Origin of the sequence: Microbacterium sp. (assembly GCF_048259935.1) — a bacterium.
Classification (GTDB): domain Bacteria; phylum Actinomycetota; class Actinomycetes; order Actinomycetales; family Microbacteriaceae; genus Microbacterium.
Window position 1 is genome coordinate 16,159 of sequence record NZ_JBLXHF010000010.1, and the last position, 16,383, is coordinate 32,541.

Genomic DNA, 16,383 nt, shown 5'->3' on the forward strand with positions numbered 1-16,383 from the left:
AATGACACCGTGCTGATTCAAGAAGCATCTGTCCAGACCGCTCACCATTGAAGGCATGTAGAGTTTGGGGCATGTCGAGTCCCGAATCAGACAGGTCAGGGGTTGTCGGTCACACCGCCAGCCCCTTGAACCACTAGTTACGACGCCCACGATCTGTGTGGGCGTATTTCTGGCGTACCCGGGGCACTGGCCGTGGTGACAAGAAGAACCATTTCTTGATCTCACACCTCGGAGTACTCGATGCCTTTTGCTCTCTACATGCTTGCCCTGGCGGTCTTCGTCATGGGCACTTCAGAATTCATGCTCGCGGGATTGCTCCCCGCGATCGCGACCGAACTTGACGTCTCGGTCGGCACTGCAGGCCTGCTGACCTCCGCATTCGCGGTCGGTATGGTCGTCGGCGCGCCAGTGATGGCGGCATTCGCTCGCAGTTGGCCACCGCGGCTCACATTGATCGTTTGCCTTCTCGTGTTCGCGGGAAGCCACGTCATCGGAGCGATGACACCAGTGTTCTCTCTCCTGCTCATCACCCGGGTGCTCAGCGCTCTCGCAAACGCAGGATTCCTCGCCGTAGCACTGAGCACGGCCACTACCCTCGTGCCAGCGAACCAGAAGGGGCGTGCACTGTCGATCCTGCTCTCCGGCACGACGATCGCAACCGTCGTGGGCGTCCCCGCCGGGGCACTGCTCGGCACAGCGCTGGGCTGGCGAACGACGTTCTGGGCGATCGCCATCCTCTGTATTCCCGCGGCCGTTGGAGTCATTCGGGGCGTCACGAACAATGTTGGTCGGAGCGCGACTAGCGCGACCTCACCAAGGCTCCGTGCCGAGCTCAGCCAGTTGGCGATGCCGCGGCTCATCCTGGCCATGGCACTCGGAGCGCTGATCAACGGAGGGACCTTTGCGGCATTCACCTTCCTGGCACCCGTCGTGACCGAGACCGCGGGCTTGGCCGAAGCGTGGGTGTCCGTCGCGCTGGTGATGTTCGGCATCGGATCGTTCCTTGGCGTCACGATCGCAGGACGACTATCAGATCAACGACCTGGCCTCGTGCTCGCAGTCGGCGGACCGCTGTTGCTGACGGGCTGGATCGTGTTGGCAGTGGTCGCATCTCATCCCGTTGCGCTTATCGTCCTCGTCCTCGTTCAGGGCTTCCTGTCGTTCGGCGTCGGCAGTACTCTGATCACGCGTGTGCTGTATGCAGCATCGGGTGCGCCAACGATGGGCGGTTCGTACGCAACCGCAGCATTGAATATCGGAGCTGCCGCGGGGCCTGTGCTTGGTGCGTTCGGGCTCGCGACCGGGCTGGGGCTGCTCGCGCCGGTTTGGGTCGCCTCGGTGCTGACAGCGATCGCTCTCGCCATCATGCTTCTCACCGGACGCGCGCTCACGAAGACCGCGGCGGAGGCCAATTGATGACCCATCCGAACGCTCTTCTCACTCCTCGTGCCCGTCTCCGGTTAGCCCGACTGATTGTCGAAGACGGCTATCCGGCCACGATCGCCGCAAAGATGTTCATGGTTTCCCCGATCACTGCCCGGAAATGGGCCGGCCGCTACCGGGAAGAGGGCGAGTTTGGGATGCAGGATCGCTCCAGCAAGCCGCACCGGATCCCAGACAGGACGCCCGAGCATGTCAAGAAGAAGATCATCAACCTGCGCTGGCGGCTTCGACTGGGGCCAGCCCAGATCGCTGCACGACTTGGTCTCTCGACGTCGACTGTTCACGCGGTCCTCGTCCGTTGCCGCGTGAACCGCCTCTCGCATATCGATCGTGTCACTGGCGAGCCATTGCGGCGATATGAGCATCCTCATCCGGGATCGTTGATTCATGTCGATGTTACGAAGTTCGGCAACATCCCCGACGGCGGTGGACATCGTTACGTAGGTCGGAAGCAAGGCGCACGGAACAAGCTCGCGACTCCGGGATTACCACGAGGAAAAGACCACAAGCCGCGCACCGGAACGGCGTTCGTTCACACAGTCATCGACGACCACTCCCGCGTCGCATACGCAGAAATCTGGTCGGATGAGCAGGCGAGAACAGCGGTGGGAGTTCTCGAACGCGCCGTGGACTGGTTCGCCGAACGAGGCGTGACCGTCGAGCGAGTCCTATCCGACAACGGGTCGGCCTACAGATCCCACGCATGGAGGGACTTCTGCGCTCGGCTCGGCATCCGACACAAGCGGACACGCCCCTACCGGCCGCAGACGAACGGGAAGATCGAGCGATTCCACCGCACGCTCGGGGACGGATGGGCCTATGCCAGGTTTTACGGTTCAGAGGCCGAACGACGCCTGGCGCTGCCCGGCTGGCTCCACTTCTACAACCACCACCGACACCACTCTGCGATTGGCGGCGCACCCTTCGACCGACTCAACAACGTCCCTGGACATCACACCTAGCCGGCATCGCAACAGCGATAGCCGGCATCGGAATTGTCAGCCTGTACCTGCGCTACCGCCGCGCTGCACGAGCTCGCGCACGCGAGGAGCAGCAACAACAAGCCCGCCGCGCCCGGTACGAACGGCACGAGGCGCAGAAGGCCCGTGTGCGCTTCACGCCCACTGTTGAGCCCGACGACCAATAGAGCCCGGACCATCACCACAGAGAGGACACCACATGCCAATGCTCACCCTCAGAGAGCGCAACAGCGGCCGTCTCGCAGCCGTCAATCTCTCAATGCTTCACTACGTCACAGCCTCCGCCGCGGACACCGAGAGTCCAGACGAAAGCATCGCAGCGGACACACCCGTGTACCTGACAGCTTGGAACGCAGCAGGCCATGGCATCCGCTACGTTCCCATCACAAGTGTAGGGATTCTTCTGAGATGTCCATTTCGCGGGTGAAATGTCCACGCGATGTCCATCTGGACATTTCGGGGCACGAGAGCCTGTAGCGCCTGGTCACCCACTCGATCATCTGGAACTCATCTCGTCCGTGGTCTCGCTCGCCGTGACGCTCCCCTCCGCACTCACCGGCGCCGGTATCACGGGGACCGCCGCCGACGAGCTCGCCGCCTCGACGCGTCAGTCGGCCGGCACCGTCATCGCGCAGTTGCGGGGGGAGGGGTCCTCCGCCGCGGCGGTCGACGCGCTCGCACAGGGATTCGCCGACGCGACGCGCTGGTCGCTCATCGTGGCATCCGTCTTCCTGCTCCTCGGCGTCGTCGGCGCCGCGCGGCTACGCCGCGTTGCGGAACGGTCCTGACGGAGACGAGTCGCGAAGGGAAGGGTGCTCTCTTCCCTTTCCATTATCCCGCACGACCCCGGGCTTGCGGCAAGGCCCCCTCCGTGAGGCAGAATCGCTGATCGCGTGCTCATTTTCTACGGATTGCGCGCGCGTGACGGGGGAGATGGATGCCGGAAACACACGACAGCGCGAGCGCGTTCGACCTGCCCGAACGGCTGCGGCGCAAGGCCGATCCGGCGCTGCCCGCCGGCGACGAGGCCCGCTTCGCCGCGATCGGTGCGGCGATCGCGGCCGAGATCGCACGCACCAACGCGCGTCTCGACGCGCCCCGCCGCGAACCGGCGTCGGCGGGGCAGCGCGCCCTCGAGCGCGATCTCGAGATCCGCGCCGAGTCGGCGCGACTGCGGGTGCTGCAGCGCTTCGGAATCGATGCGTGCATCGGACGGATGGTCGGCGTCGACGGGACCGTCACCTATATCGGTCGGTTCGGCCTCGCGGGGGCCGGCGAAGAGCGTCTGCTGATGGACTGGCGCGCCCCGGCATCCGCCGCCTTCTTCGCGGCGAGCGGCGCCGATCCGATGGGCCTCGCGAATCGGCGGCGCTACCGCTGGAGCGGCGGACGCATCGTGGACTACTGGGACGAGGTCTTCGCCCCCGACGGCGTCGACCACTCGGCCGCCCTCGACGACCAGTCGGCGTTCATCGCGAGCCTCGGCGCGAGCCGATCGGCCCAGATGCGCGACGTGCTCGCGACGATCCAGGCGGATCAGGACGCGATCATCCGCGCCGACGCGCACGGAGCGCTCGTCGTCGACGGCGGTCCCGGCACGGGCAAGACGGTCGTCGCGCTCCACCGCGCCGCGTACCTGCTCTATGCCGACGCTCGTCTGGAGCATGGCGGCGGCGGCCTGCTGTTCGTCGGGCCGCATCGCCCCTACGTCGCGTACGTCGACGACGTGCTGCCGAGCCTCGGCGAGGACGGCGCGCTCGTGTGCGCCCTCGACGACCTGGTCGTCGTCGCGGGCGGCGCGCGGGAGGAGACGGATGCTGCGGTGCGCCGCACGAAGGGCGACGGCCGCATGATCGATGCGGTCGAGGCTGCCGTGCGCCTGTGGCAGCGCGTGCCGCGCCGCACCCACGCCGTCGACACCGCGTGGGGTGCCGTTCCCGTCACGGGCGCCGATTGGGCCGAGATCTTCGCCGACGCCGACACGACGCCGCACAACGTGCTGCGCTCACGAGCGTGGGACCGCCTGCTCGATCTCCTCGAGGAGCGCATCGAGGACGACGGCGTCGACGAGGCGCGCGACCCGTGGGCGGAACAGGGCTTCGACGCGTACGGGTCGGGGTGGGACGAGGACGAGTCGGTGCGCGAGACGCTCGAGAACGACGCCGACCTGCACGAGCTGTTCGACCGCGCCTGGCCGCTGCTCGACCCCGACGCGCTCCTGCGCGGGCTGCTGTCCACTCCGGACATGCTCCGCCGGTGCGCACCGTGGATGAGTGCGGGTGAGATCGCGGTGCTCTCCGCGGCCCGCGACACGTCCTGGACGGACGTCGATCTGCCGCTTCTCGACACCGCCCGCATCCTCGTCGGCGACCCGCACGCGGAGGTTCGCGCTCGCCGGGCGCAGCGGGAGGCCGCGGCGGAGAAGAGGATCATGTCCGACGTCGTCGCCGACCTCATCGCGGCGGACGACGGCGACCTGCGCATCATGTCGATGCTGCGCGGGCAGGATCTGCGCCGCACCCTGACCGCGTCCACGGCATCCGCCGGCGACCCCTACGCGGGCCCCTTCGCCCACATCGTCGTCGACGAGGCGCAGGAGCTGACCGATGCGCAGTGGCGCATTCTGCTGCGCCGGTGCCCCTCCGGCAGCCTCACGATCGTGGGCGATCGCGCCCAGGCGCGGCACGGATTCACCGAGTCGTGGGAACAGCGCCTCGAGCGCGTCGGCGTCGGACGCACGAGGGTCGAGACCCTGACCGTGAACTACCGCACCCCGGAAGAGGTGATGGATGCCGCGGGCCCCGTCATCCGCGCGGCGCTGCCCGACGCGAACGTGCCGACGTCGATCCGCCGCACCGGCGTGCCCGTGCGCCTCGGCCGCCGGAACGAGCTCGACGATGTCGTAGCCGCGTGGGAGAGGCGAAACGACGACGGGACGGCGGTCGTGATCGGAGCGCCGGACTTCGCTCCGCGCGAGCGCGTGCGGTCGCTCGACCCCGTGCGCGTGAAGGGGCTCGAGTTCGACCTCGTCGTGCTCGTCGACCCCGCCGGGTGGGGAGAGGGCCTCACGGGCGCGGTCGACCGCTACGTCGCGATGACACGGGCGACGCAGCGGCTCGTCATCCTCGAGGGATGAGGGATCGGCTCAGCGCTGAACAGGCTCAGGGCTCAACCGGCTCAGGGCTGCCAGAACCCCACGGCGCAGAGCAGTCGGGTCTCGTCGTCGGCGCCCTCGGGAGGGTCGACCGCGGGCGGAAAGACCCCGAACTCGCGCCACTCGTCGGCATGCGACACGACATGCTCGTTCAGGCCCGCGATGAGCTCGGGCGAGAAGCGGAACGGGATGCCGAGCAGCTTCGCGATCAGCCATGCCTGGAACGCGCGGTAGGTGGAGAGGTGGGCGAATCCCTCCGCCGCCGGGTAGTCGCCGTAGGTGAAACGGAACGTGTCGGCCGTGGCGCCGGCGCGTACGGCCGCTCCCGCCTCGTCGTTGAGAGCGTCGTATGCGGCGACGGGGTCGTCGCCGAGAAGATCGGCATCGACGAACGGATCGCCGTCGGCGGCGGAGCGCCCGGCGATGACGCCCGGGATCCACGCCTCGTCGTAGGCGTGCCGCGAGACGATGTCGCGGATGGTCGGGTCGGGGATCTGGGTCCACTCCTGCGGCGCGGGCGCGGACAGGTGGCGGGCGGTGAGCTGATCGACGACGTCCCGCAGGGCGGCGTCGGAGGCGAGGAAGAGCTGCTCCGGTATCATGGCGCCGACGCTAGCGGCAACCACCCCCACGCACCACGCGCTCGCCCCGCCGCCCCCATCCGGGTCGTGCGTACGATGGCGGGATGAGAATCGTCCTCACCGGTGCGACCGGGTACATCGGCTCCTCCGTCCTTGCGGCGCTCGTCGCGCGCGGCCACGACGTGATCGCGCCGGCGCGCAACGCGGCATCCGCCGCCGTGGCGACGGATGCGGGTGCCTCCGCCGTCGTCGGTGACATCACCGATCCGGGCTGGTTCACTCCGCTCCTGCACGACGCCGACGCCGCGATCCACCTCGCCGCGTCGCGCGCGGGTGACGGTGCGCAGTTCGACGGGGCCGTCGCGGATGCCGTGATCGCCGCCTTCGCCGGCACCGGCAAGCCCTACATCCACACCGGCGGCCTCTGGATCCACGGGCCCTCCGACGATCTCACCGAGGAGACCCCCTTCAATCCGCCCGCCCTCGTCGCATGGCGCGAGGGCGTGGAGTCGCGGCTCGAGGCCGCCGACCTGGAGCTCTCGATCGTCGAGCCGGGGATCGTCTACGGGCACGGCGCGGGCATCCCGGCATCCCTCGCCGACGCGCCGAAGGATGACGAGGGCCGTCTCACCGTCGTCGGCGACGGGACGCAGCACTGGCCGACGGTGCACGTCGACGATGTCGCCGACCTCTACGCCTTGATCGTCGAACGACCCGCGCCGGCCGGTCGCGTGCTCGCACTGAGCGGACAGAATCCGACGGTTGCCGAGATCGGCGAGGCGCTCGCGGGTGGCGCGGTCGTTCCCGAGGGCCCGGATGCCTCGCGCACCCGACTGGGAGCGGGCTACGCCGACGCGCTCATGCTCGACCAGCAGGGGAGCGGCGCGAAGGCCCGTGCGCTCGGCTGGTCGCCCTCGCGCGCATCGCTTCTCGACGAGATCCGGTCGGGGCGGTACGCGGCGACGGCCGACGAGTGACCCCGGCGAGCCTCGAGGACATCGCTCCCGGGGTCCTCGTTGCGACGAGCCGCCGGATGTCGACGACGTCGACCGTCATCGTCGGGCGAGCCGGCGACGCGCTGCTCGTCGACCCTGCGTGGATGCCGGATGAGCTGGAGTCGCTGTCCGCGGCGTTCGTCGCGCGCGGACTTCGCGTCGTCGGCGGATTCGCAACGCACGCGCACCACGACCACCTGCTGTGGCACCCGGGGTTCGGCTCGGGCCCCCGCTGGGCATCGCTCGCGACGGCGCGCATCGCGGCATCCGAGCGCGAAGACCTGGTCGCCGCTCTCGGCGACGAATTCGACGGAGAGCTCTCGGCCCTGATGGGGCGGGTGACGGGCGTCGCGGGGGCGATTCCCCCCGAGTCCGTGCCGGCGGGTGTCGAGATCGAGCTGGTCGTGCACGACGGGCACGCCCCCGGGCACACCGCGCTCTGGCTGCCCGGCCCGCGCATCCTGATCGCCGGCGACATGCTGAGCGACATCGAGCTGCCGCTGCCGTTCTGGCCCGACGATCTTCCCGCCTACCTCGCCGCGCTCGACGTGCTCGCGCCGTATGCGGAGCGTGCGGCTGTCGTGGTCCCGGGCCACGGCCGCGTCGGAACCGATGCCGCCGCGCGGCTGGCCGCCGACCGTCGGTACCTCGAGGACATGGTCCGCAGCGGGGCATCCGACGATCCGCGCACCCGCCTGCCGGCGATGGCGGACGACCATGCCCACATGGAGGCCCTCGCCGAGGAGCATCGCGCGGGTCTACGCTCGCCGCATGTGCCGCAACATCCGCGTCCTCCACAACTTCGAACCGCCGACGACCGATGACGAGGTGCGCGAGGCCGCACTGCAGTTCGTCCGCAAAGTGAGCGGATCGACGCGCCCCTCGCGCGTCAACGCCGAGCCGTTCGACCGCGCGATCGACGAGATCGCCCTCGCCACGCGGCGGCTTCTCGACGCCCTCGTTACGAACGCGCCGCCCAAGAGCCGCGAAGCCGAAGCGATCAAAGGCCGGGCGCGCCACGAGGCGCGGATGGAACGCGAGGTGCGCATCCGCACGGCATCCTGAGCGGGCGCCTCAGCTTCGCGGATCGAATGCTCCGTCTGCGGCGGGGGCGAGATCGGCGCGCGACTGCGGTCGGATGCCGCGGACGATGAGGTACACGGCGAGCCAGATCTCGAACGCGAAGACCGGCAGGGCGCAGATGCCGGCGATCATTCCGTTGAGCGGAATGAGGCCGAACAGCTGGGCGAGATCGCTCGTCAGGACGAGCGCCCCACCGACCATCCCGAGAATCGCGAGCGCGCGCGGCACGGCGCCGGATGACAGCAGCAGCGATCCCAGCACGATCGTGTTCACGCCGATGACGAGACCCTGACCGACGAGGAACGACGCTGTGTGCACCGCGGTGAGCGCGGATGTCGCCTCCGCCGAGAGCGGCGCGAGCGTTCGAGCGACCATCGGGAGCGTGCCCGCGAGGATCACGGCGGCCTCGAGCCCCCGCAGTGCGACGAACGTCGCGGCACGGGCCGGCCCCGAGGCGCGCAGCAGCAGCCAGAGCAGGATGCCGGTGCCGAGGCATCCGAGCGCCAGGAGGAACTCGAGCGCCAGCCCGAGGGTCAGCGCGCCGGCGCCGTAGGCGGCGACGGCTCCCACCGAGGTGACGTGCGTGACCAGGTAGAGCGCACCCGTGGTGCGCGCGTACGTCCGGGCGATGTCGTTCATGATGCCTCTCTGCGGGTATACGGCGTATACTCACTCTCGCTGAGGATAGGGTTTACGGTGTATACGTGTCAACCACCGCTCGTCGCCCGCCGCTCGATCGGGGCACCGTGGTCTCGACCGCCATCGCCCTCGCCGACGCGCGGGGACTCGAAGCGACCACCATGCGAGGGCTCGCCGATGTCCTCCGGGTGACCCCGATGGCGCTCTACAAGCACGTCGCGCACCGCGAGCAGCTGATCGACGAGATGGTCGACCACGTCGTCGGTGCGATCGCGCAGCCGCCGGACGACGCGGCCGCGGCCGGTACGGGAGGGACCGCGGATGCCGAGGACTGGCGCGCCCACGTGCGCCGCCGCGTCCTCGCCGCCAGACGCGCTCTGCGCACCCACCCGTGGGCGCAGAATGCGATCGAAACGAGGACGACGGCGAGTCCCGTCGTCCTCGCCTACATGGACGCGCTCATGTCCGCGATGTTCGACGGGGGACTCTCCGCCGACCTCGTGCACCACGCCATGCACGCCCTCAGCACCCGCATGTGGGGCTTCACCCGTGATGTCATGCCGACCCCGACGGTCCCCGACGACCCGGCGGAGCGTGCGGCGGCGCTGAACTCCTTCATCGCCGCCTACCCCGCTATTGCCCGCATGATGACGACGGCTCCCCACGTCGGGCAGGCATGCGACGACGATGAAGAGTTCGCCTTCGCGCTCGACCTGCTCCTCGACGGCGTCCAGCGCCGTCACGAGGCGGGGTGGACCTCCGTCTGAGCGGATCGCCCGGACTCACACAGAGCCCACCGCTGAGCTAGCACCCATAGTGGAGGCCAACGACGGGCGCGCTACAACGCGAGCTACATTTTCTTCGTCGCAGGCGATGCGGGCAGAAATCTCGAGTATGCGGAAGTAAACAGGCGGGCCGCTCGTGAAGCGCTCGGCGAGATCACCGTGAGGTCAAACTCGTGGGAACTGGTGAGCCGCGCGGTCGACTCCTTGTCGCCCGTCGCCGTCGGATAACAGGTTGAGCGATGTCGGTGCTCAATAGCGCCGGAGGCTTGGCGCCACTGCCGTTGGGCCGAGTAGAGCGTCACGACGGACAAGTCCACGCGTGATTCCGGCAGTTGAGCATGGACAAGTCGGTCCGCAACGGTCAACAGAACAGGCAAGGCCGCGGACATTTCTGAGCGGTTCCTACAACAAGCGATGGAGAAGAGGACAGAGAAGAAACTGATCCAGACGAAGCGATCCGAAATTTCACGGCCGCAGCGCAACGCCAGGAGATGCGCAGCTCGTCTTGACACGTAGGTGTCAAACCGGGGTGCCTTCTCGGGAAAGTGTGCCGCCGAGAAGGCACCCACGGTTTGACGTTTACTTCACGACGTCAGTCGTTGTCACGCCGACGCATGGTCACCCAGAGCATGGCGATGGTGTTGAGCCAGACCATGATGGTGTTGAGCGTCGTTGGGTCGAAGTCCAAGGACTTCCCCTCAGAAGAGAGAAGCCCACCGGCACCGGTCGCTTGACGTTTCGTGAAATACGAACTATTCTTGTGTAAGTCTGGGAGGACATACGTAGAACCTCGTTTCTTCTCTATGGAGTTGAAACCACTCGCCCCTTCGTGCGCCAACACGTCGGATTGAGTAGCTACTGCTTGTTGGGCAGTCTGAACCATTATACCGCAGGGTTCAGACATTACTCAGGTACGACACGCGGAACATGGTATAAGCCGGGTAGATACCCGGCTTTTCGTGTATCTACCCGCTGTCATCGGTCGACCACCAGGAAGCATTGCCGTCCCAGTCGCCCTCGACAGGGTTCCGGAGCATGCTGGCAAACGAGCCGTCCGCGAGGAAGCTGCGAGCAGCACGCAGCCGCCAGGTCGCCGCGACGATACCGGCTACCAGAGCCGTTGCGTCGTCCAATGACACCGATTCGACCTCGGGGGCATTCGCGCGATATGCGAGCCGCAATCGGTATCGCTCATCTTCCGCGCGTGGAGGCTGTGGGTCTAGGGGATCGTCGTCGGTCGTGAGGCGTGCAACGAGCAGGTCATGCGCGTATCGGTTCCGCTCCCGCCAGGCCGCCACGGCGTCGTCAAGGGCTGCCCGGATTGATTCGCGCATGGCTGCGTCAAGAGGTTCGTATGCGTCGAGTAACTCACCGCATTTCTTTGCGAGCTGGCCCCACGACTCCGGCGCAGCAAGAAGCGCTGAGCGATCGTTGCGGCCGCGAAGCGCGGCGTGGACACCGCGGAGCGCGGCTTCTAAGTTCACTGCTTCTGTCGCAATGCGGCCGCGCATGAAGATCCACCCGTCTGAAGCGGGGAGCTTGCGTAACTGATCCAGGTCCATCGGTACATCGTGTCACGAGAAACGTTCTGACATAATTACTATTATCGGCAATTCCTCGACCGTTCACATTCGAACGTTTGATCTATGATAGCGGGATGGGCCAGAACAAGCGCTACCCCGAGCTGCTTGAAGGTGAGATCGCCAACGTGAGCGCCACGATGGATCGCCGGCTGCGCCCTGTAGGGCTCTCGGAACCCGAGCTGCGAAGCACGGGCCAGCGGCAGGACGCGCGCGAACCGATACCCGTCACGGCGTGGATACCTCATCAGGTGTTGTGGACGGAACCGCAGCGCGTCGAGGCCGAAGCGATCGCGTGGACCAACGATGCGGTGTTGCTTCGATGGACACCGCCCTATAGCGCCCACCCGCATCACACGTGGGTGTGGGCCAGCGCAGTCACGCGCAAGTCGCAGTAGCCGCAGCGCTAAGAACGCGCCGGCGCAGCTCCACGATCCGGTCCAGTCTCAAACCCGTCCAGTTTTCGCCCGCATCGGTCACCACGTAGGGCAGTTCCCGAATGCCCATATCGCGCAGATCGCTGCGAACGCCGGCAGCGTCGACGTCGACGAGCTGACACGCAATGCCGGCCAACTCCAAAGCTCGCATCGTGTTCGTGCACTTCCAGCAGCCCTCAGCCCCGTAGACCGTCACCTGTACTCGCATCGTTCGTGATCCTCTCCGCCTCGTCGGCTCCCAGCCGATGCCTCGGCATCGGTTGGTACTTGCCGCCTTTGCGCGGCGTGGAGGTCGGGTCAAGGGCCGGCCCTGGCCGGATTCCGCAGGAATCGCGTAGCGCCCTTGATGCGATCGGAACGGCGTGCAACACCTAACTAGCGCCGCACCGGATCAGCCGGTGTCCGATTCTTCACTGCGGTGCGCATAGACGGGTTGTGAATACGACGAACCCCACCACAGCCCAGACAGCCCCTACCCGCCGCAGCCTTAGGGCAGAACGCGAGCAACAGAGGGTCGCTGCACGTCGACGATGCCGCCGCGCGTTCTGGGGGCGGGCGGCACTGAACGTTCTCGACGCCGCTGTGAAGCAGCTCGTGGTCGAGGCGGTTAAATGGGTGGCGGCTCTCGGCGTGTCATTCTGGCCTTAACCCTAGCCCTAGCGCTATCGTCGCCTTCATGGCACCGAGACTCCCCCGCGGCACACGGGTTGCACCCGTGACTGCGGGCTGGGAAATCGAGAAGTCCACCAGGGAGCGTTTCAACGCTATCGCTGCCCGCAGTGGCATGTCTGGCGGTGCACTGCTCGATCAACTCGCCGAGCACATTCCCCTGGACGAGCGGGGCCGGCCTCTTTGGCTTCCCGCTGAGCCGCCTAAAGACGGGGAGTTGCCTATCGACTCCGCTTAACGAGAGAGGCCCGCCAGGGGCGGGCCTCGAAGCTCTGAGCCTCATCTGCGTGAAGTTTGGCGACTGAATCAGATGAAGGCAGTTCCGAAGAACCGGTGCGAAGCCGGGGCTTCGTCGTGTTCGTCGTACCTCTGGGTGGAGGTGGCTTTATCGTACCCCAAACGCTCACGGCCAGCTATACGGCCGTCTCGAATCGCTCCCGCGTGTCGCGCTCCGGAGGCCGTATCTCGGCTCCGCGGCGTACACGCCGGCCGACTGGTCGAGGGCTCGTCTTGGAGCCCGTGGAGGGCGTCTACGCGAGCATCCCCACGTGCCGGCCTGACGACTGGCTGCACGCCGTCGAGGCCGCGCTGAGCGTGCCCGAGGTCGAGCAGCTGCGGCGGCGGCTGCGCGTGGCTGGACGATCGACCGTGCTGCGCGCGTGCCGGATCTGGGCGGCAGCTGCCGATCACCGAACGGGACGCGACGTCGCCGTGAGCCACCAGACGGTCGCTGAGGCGATCGGATACGCCGAAGCTACGGTCAAACGCATTGTGCGTTTTCTGTCCCGGCTGGGGCTGCTGGTCGAGTGCGCCCGCGGCCGCAATCGGCTCAGCATGGACGAGCTGCACCAGGCGCGTCAGCTCGGAGCGACTCAGCAGCGCGCCGTGGCATCGACAAGGGCTCTCACGATCCCTCGTTCTGTGTATGGCACCCCCCTACCCACCTCCGGGACAGTTAACGAGAAATCTCCGGTTAAGAAGTTCTCACCAAGGCGCGCGCTGCGCGCTCGGAAGGCCGGGGCTGCGCCCCGACCAGCTTTGAATGAAGGTGTGAGTGCTGGCAGCTCCCAGCGTCACCACCGGCCCGAGGTTTCCAGGTTCGCCGCGCAGCTCGTGAACGCTCTCCCCCGGCTGCTCTGGACCGCGACCAAACAGCCACGACGGACGATCGTGACTTTGCCCGGTGGCGGTGTCGAGGTCGTCTGGGAAGGCGGCCGGCACATCGGACAAGTGTGCGATGCGATCAAGCGACACGAGCTGATCGAACGCGGCTGGACCGTGCAGCGAATCCTCGAGCGCGTATCGACGTATCGAGCTGAGGCGAGGATCATCGAGCCCGAACCGAGCGCGATGCGCGACGGGCTCGACTGGTTCTTCTGGCTCATTCAGCGAGCGATCGGCAAGACCGATCTGGCACCTGCGAAGCGCGCCGAGATAGAGCGCGCGGAGCACGCGGCTGAAGCCGCAGCTCGACGCGCAGCGGACGCGGAGCGACGGGCTCGACTGGATGAGCAGCAGGAAGAGATTCAGGCAGCGATCGCAGCGCTGCACGCGCAGTTCCCGAGACGTCCGAAGGCGCGTCGCCCATTCGCTTGACTATTCACTGAGAGCGAATAGGTAAACGAAGCTTTTCGCTTCGTTAGCCCTTGTCCTGCCTACCCCACCACGCTGACGCGCTTGCCAACCTCCACCACTCAACGTACCTTATGAGTAATGGAGGTTGGCAAGTAAATGGTGGGGTAGGCAGGACAAGGGCAGAAAGACAGAGAGAGAAGAAAATACAGAGGGAAAGATGGTGAGGTGGTCGGTTCTTGCAGGCCCGGATGCGATGAGCAGACGGACTGAGGAAGCGGTCACTGGCCGGGGGGCACTGATGTTTTCGACGCTCGCTGTTGATCGTGTTCTGCACGAGCTGCATCGATAGCTGAGCCACACACGACGAGCTGCTGCAACGGTGCGCACCGGTCGCAGCGAGGAGGGGCGGGACGTGCAGATCACGGCACGCGATGAACGAATTTTCGAGTGGCTGCGAGTAGTGAAGCTCGCGGACACTGAAGCGATCCGATGGGTTCTCGCGGCCCTGGATGGTCGCGACGAACCGGTGTCGATGAGACGGGCGCAGCAGTGGATCGCCCGCACGGCCGAGGCCGGTCTGATCGAGAAAGCGCGGCCGGTGTTCCGCGATGGGTCGATCATTTGGCTCAGTCGAGTGCTCAGCAATCGTGCTGCGCCAAATCTCTACCGCGCGACGACGCGACACGAAGTCGCGGTGTCGTCGATCAGTGCTCGATACCTCGCAGCTGGCTACAGCTGGCAACGCGATCGGCAGCCGGCGACGCGCCAAGAGCATGCGGCCGATGGAGTTGCCGAGCACGGAGGAAATGTCGAGCTGATCGAGGTCGAGCTGACAGCAAAGACCCTCGATCGGTATCGAGGAATCTTCACCGACCACACGCGCCGGCTGACCGAAGGCGTCAGCCGTGTTGTGTACGTCGGGACCGCGGGCGCGATGCGCGCGGTTGATCGCGAAGCGAGCAAGTGGGTGCATCCGTCGCTGCGCGATCGGATCATCACCTTGCCGGTTCTCGACGAACGTGGGCATATCGTCGGGCAGCTCGACTCGTTGTGGACCGACGATGTTGCATCGTCGGTCCCCGAGGAGCCGACGGCTGCGCCCGTCGTAGAGCCGACGCTGCCGGTGTGGGGAGGGCGGGACTGATGAGCCAGCAGGAGCAGAACCGGCCGGCGTCGGACGGCGGCTGGGAAATGATGTTGTGGGGAATCTTGAAGGTCGTGCTCGGGCTGGTGCTTTTCCTGGTCGTGCTGCCGTTGGCAGTGCCGATCGTGGCATCGGCACTGACCGGTAACCGGATCGCGAAGCGCCACGCGTTTTGGATGACCTATCGCTGGCACGTTTGGGTGAACGTCGCGACGGTTGCGATCGTCGCAGCCGTTCTCGCCGTCGAGGTCGCGCTGATCGCGGAATGGATCGCGTCAGGGAACGCTGAGGCGTTCGTGAAGCGCCCCGACTGGGGCACGGAGTTCGTCGCCACGGTGTGGCCGTGGCTGCTGCTGAACTTCTTGCTCGGAGTCCTTTTGCTGCCGCTGGCGTGGACGATCAAGCGACGTCGTGTTGCTGAGCTCGTGCGGCGCCGGTTGATCCCCGATGTGCTCACGCAGGAGCACATCGAGAGTGCCAGGAAGCGCGCAGCTGACATGATGAGCGCCCGGATGCTCGGGCAGCAGCTCGACCTAAAGACCGGCCTCGTCACGGCCGGGAAGGGTGGGATCAAGACCCCGCCCGGAGCGATCGGCATCGTCTCCCGTGCGACTGTCTCCACGGTCGCGGAGAAGTTCACCGATCGACGCGAAGTGCCGGATTGGACGGACCAGGCCGGCCGATTCGTCACGCTGCCGGCCACAGCCGGAGCGCTGCGAGTGATGCAGCTCGCAGAGAGCGGCACTGGCAAGACCGTTCTTATGCAGAATGCGATCTTGGAAGTGCTCGACCGGGGCTGGCCAGTGACGTTTATCGACGCCAAGGGCGACCCTGAGGACGCCGACAAGCTCGCGGCCGTCGCTCGAAGCCGGGGGTACAGCGTCCGCGTTGCGGAACCCTGGAACCTGTTCACGGGTACCGCATCGCAGATCACCACCAAGATTCTCCGCACGATCCCGCACAGCACCGGAGACGGTGCGTTCTATCGGCGCGAGGCCGATCAGGCGTTGCGCGCGATCCAAGCGCATGCCCCGCTGACGGGAATGCGTGACCTGTTCACGAGGCTGGACGATCCGCGCACGCACGTGCGCGATCAGACGCAGCTCAACAGCCTCATGGCGGCCGTCGACAAGATCGGCACGCGGCGCAACGAGCGTGTGCGCGACACGCTGTTGACAGCGCTCGAACCACTAGAGCCATATCTAGCCGCAGCCGGCTGGTCATACGGAGACGGACAGGCCGATCTCACAATCGCGCCCCTCTCCCCCGCCGACGAGGCCGAGGCCCGCGTGGGCGACCTGATGCTGCTCGACCTTCG

At 66.7% G+C, this 16,383-nt stretch carries 18 protein-coding genes; 14 read left to right on the forward strand and 4 right to left on the reverse strand.

What is annotated here, in order from left to right; all coding sequences use genetic code 11:
* Positions 1-165: 165 nt before the first annotated feature.
* The 5 genes from ACN0RC_RS14105 (at position 166) to helR (ending at position 5,559) form a co-directional block, all read left to right on the forward strand.
* Positions 166-219, forward strand: a complete 54-nt coding sequence (locus tag ACN0RC_RS14105) for a chloramphenicol resistance leader peptide (protein WP_011113070.1) — start codon at positions 166-168, stop codon at positions 217-219.
* Between the two features lie 21 nt (positions 220-240).
* Positions 241-1,416 (forward strand): chloramphenicol efflux MFS transporter Cmx, encoded by a 1,176-nt coding sequence (cmx, locus tag ACN0RC_RS14110; RefSeq protein WP_071643369.1) that lies wholly within the window; start codon positions 241-243, stop codon positions 1,414-1,416.
* Positions 1,416-2,405 carry an IS481-like element IS5564 family transposase gene (locus tag ACN0RC_RS14115; RefSeq protein WP_071643371.1) on the forward strand — a complete coding sequence of 330 codons (990 nt, stop codon included), beginning with the start codon at positions 1,416-1,418 and terminating at the stop codon, positions 2,403-2,405. The genes cmx and ACN0RC_RS14115 overlap by 1 nt, the downstream gene beginning before the upstream one ends.
* A gap of 551 nt (positions 2,406-2,956) precedes the next feature.
* A complete protein-coding gene (locus tag ACN0RC_RS14120) occupies positions 2,957-3,211 on the forward strand; it encodes a hypothetical protein (protein ID WP_417512541.1) in 255 nt (84 codons plus the stop codon).
* A 149-nt stretch (positions 3,212-3,360) separates the two neighbouring features.
* On the forward strand, positions 3,361-5,559 hold the full coding sequence (gene helR, locus ACN0RC_RS14125) for an RNA polymerase recycling motor ATPase HelR (RefSeq protein WP_417512542.1): 2,199 nt from the start codon (positions 3,361-3,363) through the stop codon (positions 5,557-5,559).
* Between the two features lie 41 nt (positions 5,560-5,600).
* Here the strand turns inward: helR and ACN0RC_RS14130 are convergent, their stop codons facing one another.
* A complete protein-coding gene (locus ACN0RC_RS14130; RefSeq protein ID WP_417512543.1) occupies positions 5,601-6,179 on the reverse strand; it encodes a hypothetical protein in 579 nt (192 codons plus the stop codon).
* A gap of 83 nt (positions 6,180-6,262) precedes the next feature.
* Here ACN0RC_RS14130 and ACN0RC_RS14135 point away from each other — a divergent pair, with 83 nt between their 5' ends.
* The 3 genes from ACN0RC_RS14135 to ACN0RC_RS14145 are packed head-to-tail and all read left to right on the forward strand — an operon-like array spanning position 6,263 to position 8,218.
* Positions 6,263-7,135 (forward strand): NAD-dependent epimerase/dehydratase family protein, encoded by an 873-nt coding sequence (locus tag ACN0RC_RS14135; RefSeq protein ID WP_417512544.1) that lies wholly within the window; start codon positions 6,263-6,265, stop codon positions 7,133-7,135.
* The gene (locus ACN0RC_RS14140) at positions 7,132-7,977 is read left to right on the forward strand and encodes an MBL fold metallo-hydrolase (protein WP_417512545.1); all 846 of its coding nucleotides are present in this window, start codon (positions 7,132-7,134) and stop codon (positions 7,975-7,977) included. The genes ACN0RC_RS14135 and ACN0RC_RS14140 overlap by 4 nt, the downstream gene beginning before the upstream one ends.
* Positions 7,925-8,218 (forward strand): DUF2277 domain-containing protein, encoded by a 294-nt coding sequence (locus tag ACN0RC_RS14145; protein ID WP_336626817.1) that lies wholly within the window; start codon positions 7,925-7,927, stop codon positions 8,216-8,218. Before ACN0RC_RS14140 ends, ACN0RC_RS14145 begins: the two co-directional genes overlap by 53 nt.
* A gap of 9 nt (positions 8,219-8,227) precedes the next feature.
* Here the strand turns inward: ACN0RC_RS14145 and ACN0RC_RS14150 are convergent, their stop codons facing one another.
* Complete coding sequence (locus ACN0RC_RS14150; protein ID WP_417512546.1) at positions 8,228-8,875, reverse strand: DUF4386 domain-containing protein; 648 nt, start codon at positions 8,873-8,875, stop codon at positions 8,228-8,230.
* A 65-nt stretch (positions 8,876-8,940) separates the two neighbouring features.
* Here ACN0RC_RS14150 and ACN0RC_RS14155 point away from each other — a divergent pair, with 65 nt between their 5' ends.
* Positions 8,941-9,642: a TetR/AcrR family transcriptional regulator gene (locus ACN0RC_RS14155; protein WP_417512547.1), complete on the forward strand. Its 702-nt coding sequence runs from the start codon at positions 8,941-8,943 to the stop codon at positions 9,640-9,642.
* A 983-nt stretch (positions 9,643-10,625) separates the two neighbouring features.
* Here the strand turns inward: ACN0RC_RS14155 and ACN0RC_RS14160 are convergent.
* Entirely contained in the window at positions 10,626-11,222 is a 597-nt protein-coding gene (locus tag ACN0RC_RS14160; protein WP_417512548.1) for a hypothetical protein, read from the reverse strand.
* A 95-nt stretch (positions 11,223-11,317) separates the two neighbouring features.
* On the opposite strand from ACN0RC_RS14160, the gene ACN0RC_RS14165 reads away from it, so the two are divergent.
* Positions 11,318-11,638: a hypothetical protein gene (locus ACN0RC_RS14165; RefSeq protein WP_417512549.1), complete on the forward strand. Its 321-nt coding sequence runs from the start codon at positions 11,318-11,320 to the stop codon at positions 11,636-11,638.
* Here the strand turns inward: ACN0RC_RS14165 and ACN0RC_RS14170 are convergent.
* Complete coding sequence (locus ACN0RC_RS14170; RefSeq protein ID WP_417512550.1) at positions 11,619-11,885, reverse strand: glutaredoxin domain-containing protein; 267 nt, start codon at positions 11,883-11,885, stop codon at positions 11,619-11,621. The two genes, ACN0RC_RS14165 and ACN0RC_RS14170, sit on opposite strands and share 20 nt — an antisense overlap.
* Before the next feature lie 468 nt (positions 11,886-12,353).
* Between ACN0RC_RS14170 and ACN0RC_RS14175 the strand changes: the two genes are divergently transcribed.
* From ACN0RC_RS14175 to ACN0RC_RS14190, 4 genes are all read left to right on the forward strand, one after another.
* On the forward strand, positions 12,354-12,584 hold the full coding sequence (locus ACN0RC_RS14175) for a hypothetical protein (protein ID WP_417512551.1): 231 nt from the start codon (positions 12,354-12,356) through the stop codon (positions 12,582-12,584).
* A gap of 272 nt (positions 12,585-12,856) precedes the next feature.
* A complete protein-coding gene (locus ACN0RC_RS14180) occupies positions 12,857-13,942 on the forward strand; it encodes a hypothetical protein (RefSeq protein ID WP_417512552.1) in 1,086 nt (361 codons plus the stop codon).
* A gap of 391 nt (positions 13,943-14,333) precedes the next feature.
* Complete coding sequence (locus ACN0RC_RS14185) at positions 14,334-15,065, forward strand: hypothetical protein (protein ID WP_417512553.1); 732 nt, start codon at positions 14,334-14,336, stop codon at positions 15,063-15,065.
* Positions 15,065-16,383 (forward strand): hypothetical protein (locus ACN0RC_RS14190; protein WP_417512554.1); only part of this gene is annotated, 1,319 nt, incomplete at its 3' end. The genes ACN0RC_RS14185 and ACN0RC_RS14190, both read left to right, overlap by 1 nt.

Bases quoted from the DNA above. Each gene is read 5' to 3' on its own strand.
- cmx (WP_071643369.1), top strand. From the start codon at position 241: ATGCCTTTTGCTCTCTACATGCTTGCCCTGGCGGTCTTCGTCATGGGC.
- ACN0RC_RS14115 (WP_071643371.1), top strand. From the start codon at position 1,416: ATGACCCATCCGAACGCTCTTCTCACTCCTCGTGCCCGTCTCCGGTTA.
- helR (WP_417512542.1), top strand. From the start codon at position 3,361: ATGCCGGAAACACACGACAGCGCGAGCGCGTTCGACCTGCCCGAACGG.
- ACN0RC_RS14130 (WP_417512543.1), bottom strand. From the start codon at position 6,179: ATGATACCGGAGCAGCTCTTCCTCGCCTCCGACGCCGCCCTGCGGGAC.
- ACN0RC_RS14135 (WP_417512544.1), top strand. From the start codon at position 6,263: ATGAGAATCGTCCTCACCGGTGCGACCGGGTACATCGGCTCCTCCGTC.
- ACN0RC_RS14145 (WP_336626817.1), top strand. From the start codon at position 7,925: ATGTGCCGCAACATCCGCGTCCTCCACAACTTCGAACCGCCGACGACC.
- ACN0RC_RS14150 (WP_417512546.1), bottom strand. From the start codon at position 8,875: ATGAACGACATCGCCCGGACGTACGCGCGCACCACGGGTGCGCTCTAC.
- ACN0RC_RS14160 (WP_417512548.1), bottom strand. From the start codon at position 11,222: ATGGACCTGGATCAGTTACGCAAGCTCCCCGCTTCAGACGGGTGGATC.
- ACN0RC_RS14165 (WP_417512549.1), top strand. From the start codon at position 11,318: ATGGGCCAGAACAAGCGCTACCCCGAGCTGCTTGAAGGTGAGATCGCC.
- ACN0RC_RS14170 (WP_417512550.1), bottom strand. From the start codon at position 11,885: ATGCGAGTACAGGTGACGGTCTACGGGGCTGAGGGCTGCTGGAAGTGC.
- ACN0RC_RS14175 (WP_417512551.1), top strand. From the start codon at position 12,354: ATGGCACCGAGACTCCCCCGCGGCACACGGGTTGCACCCGTGACTGCG.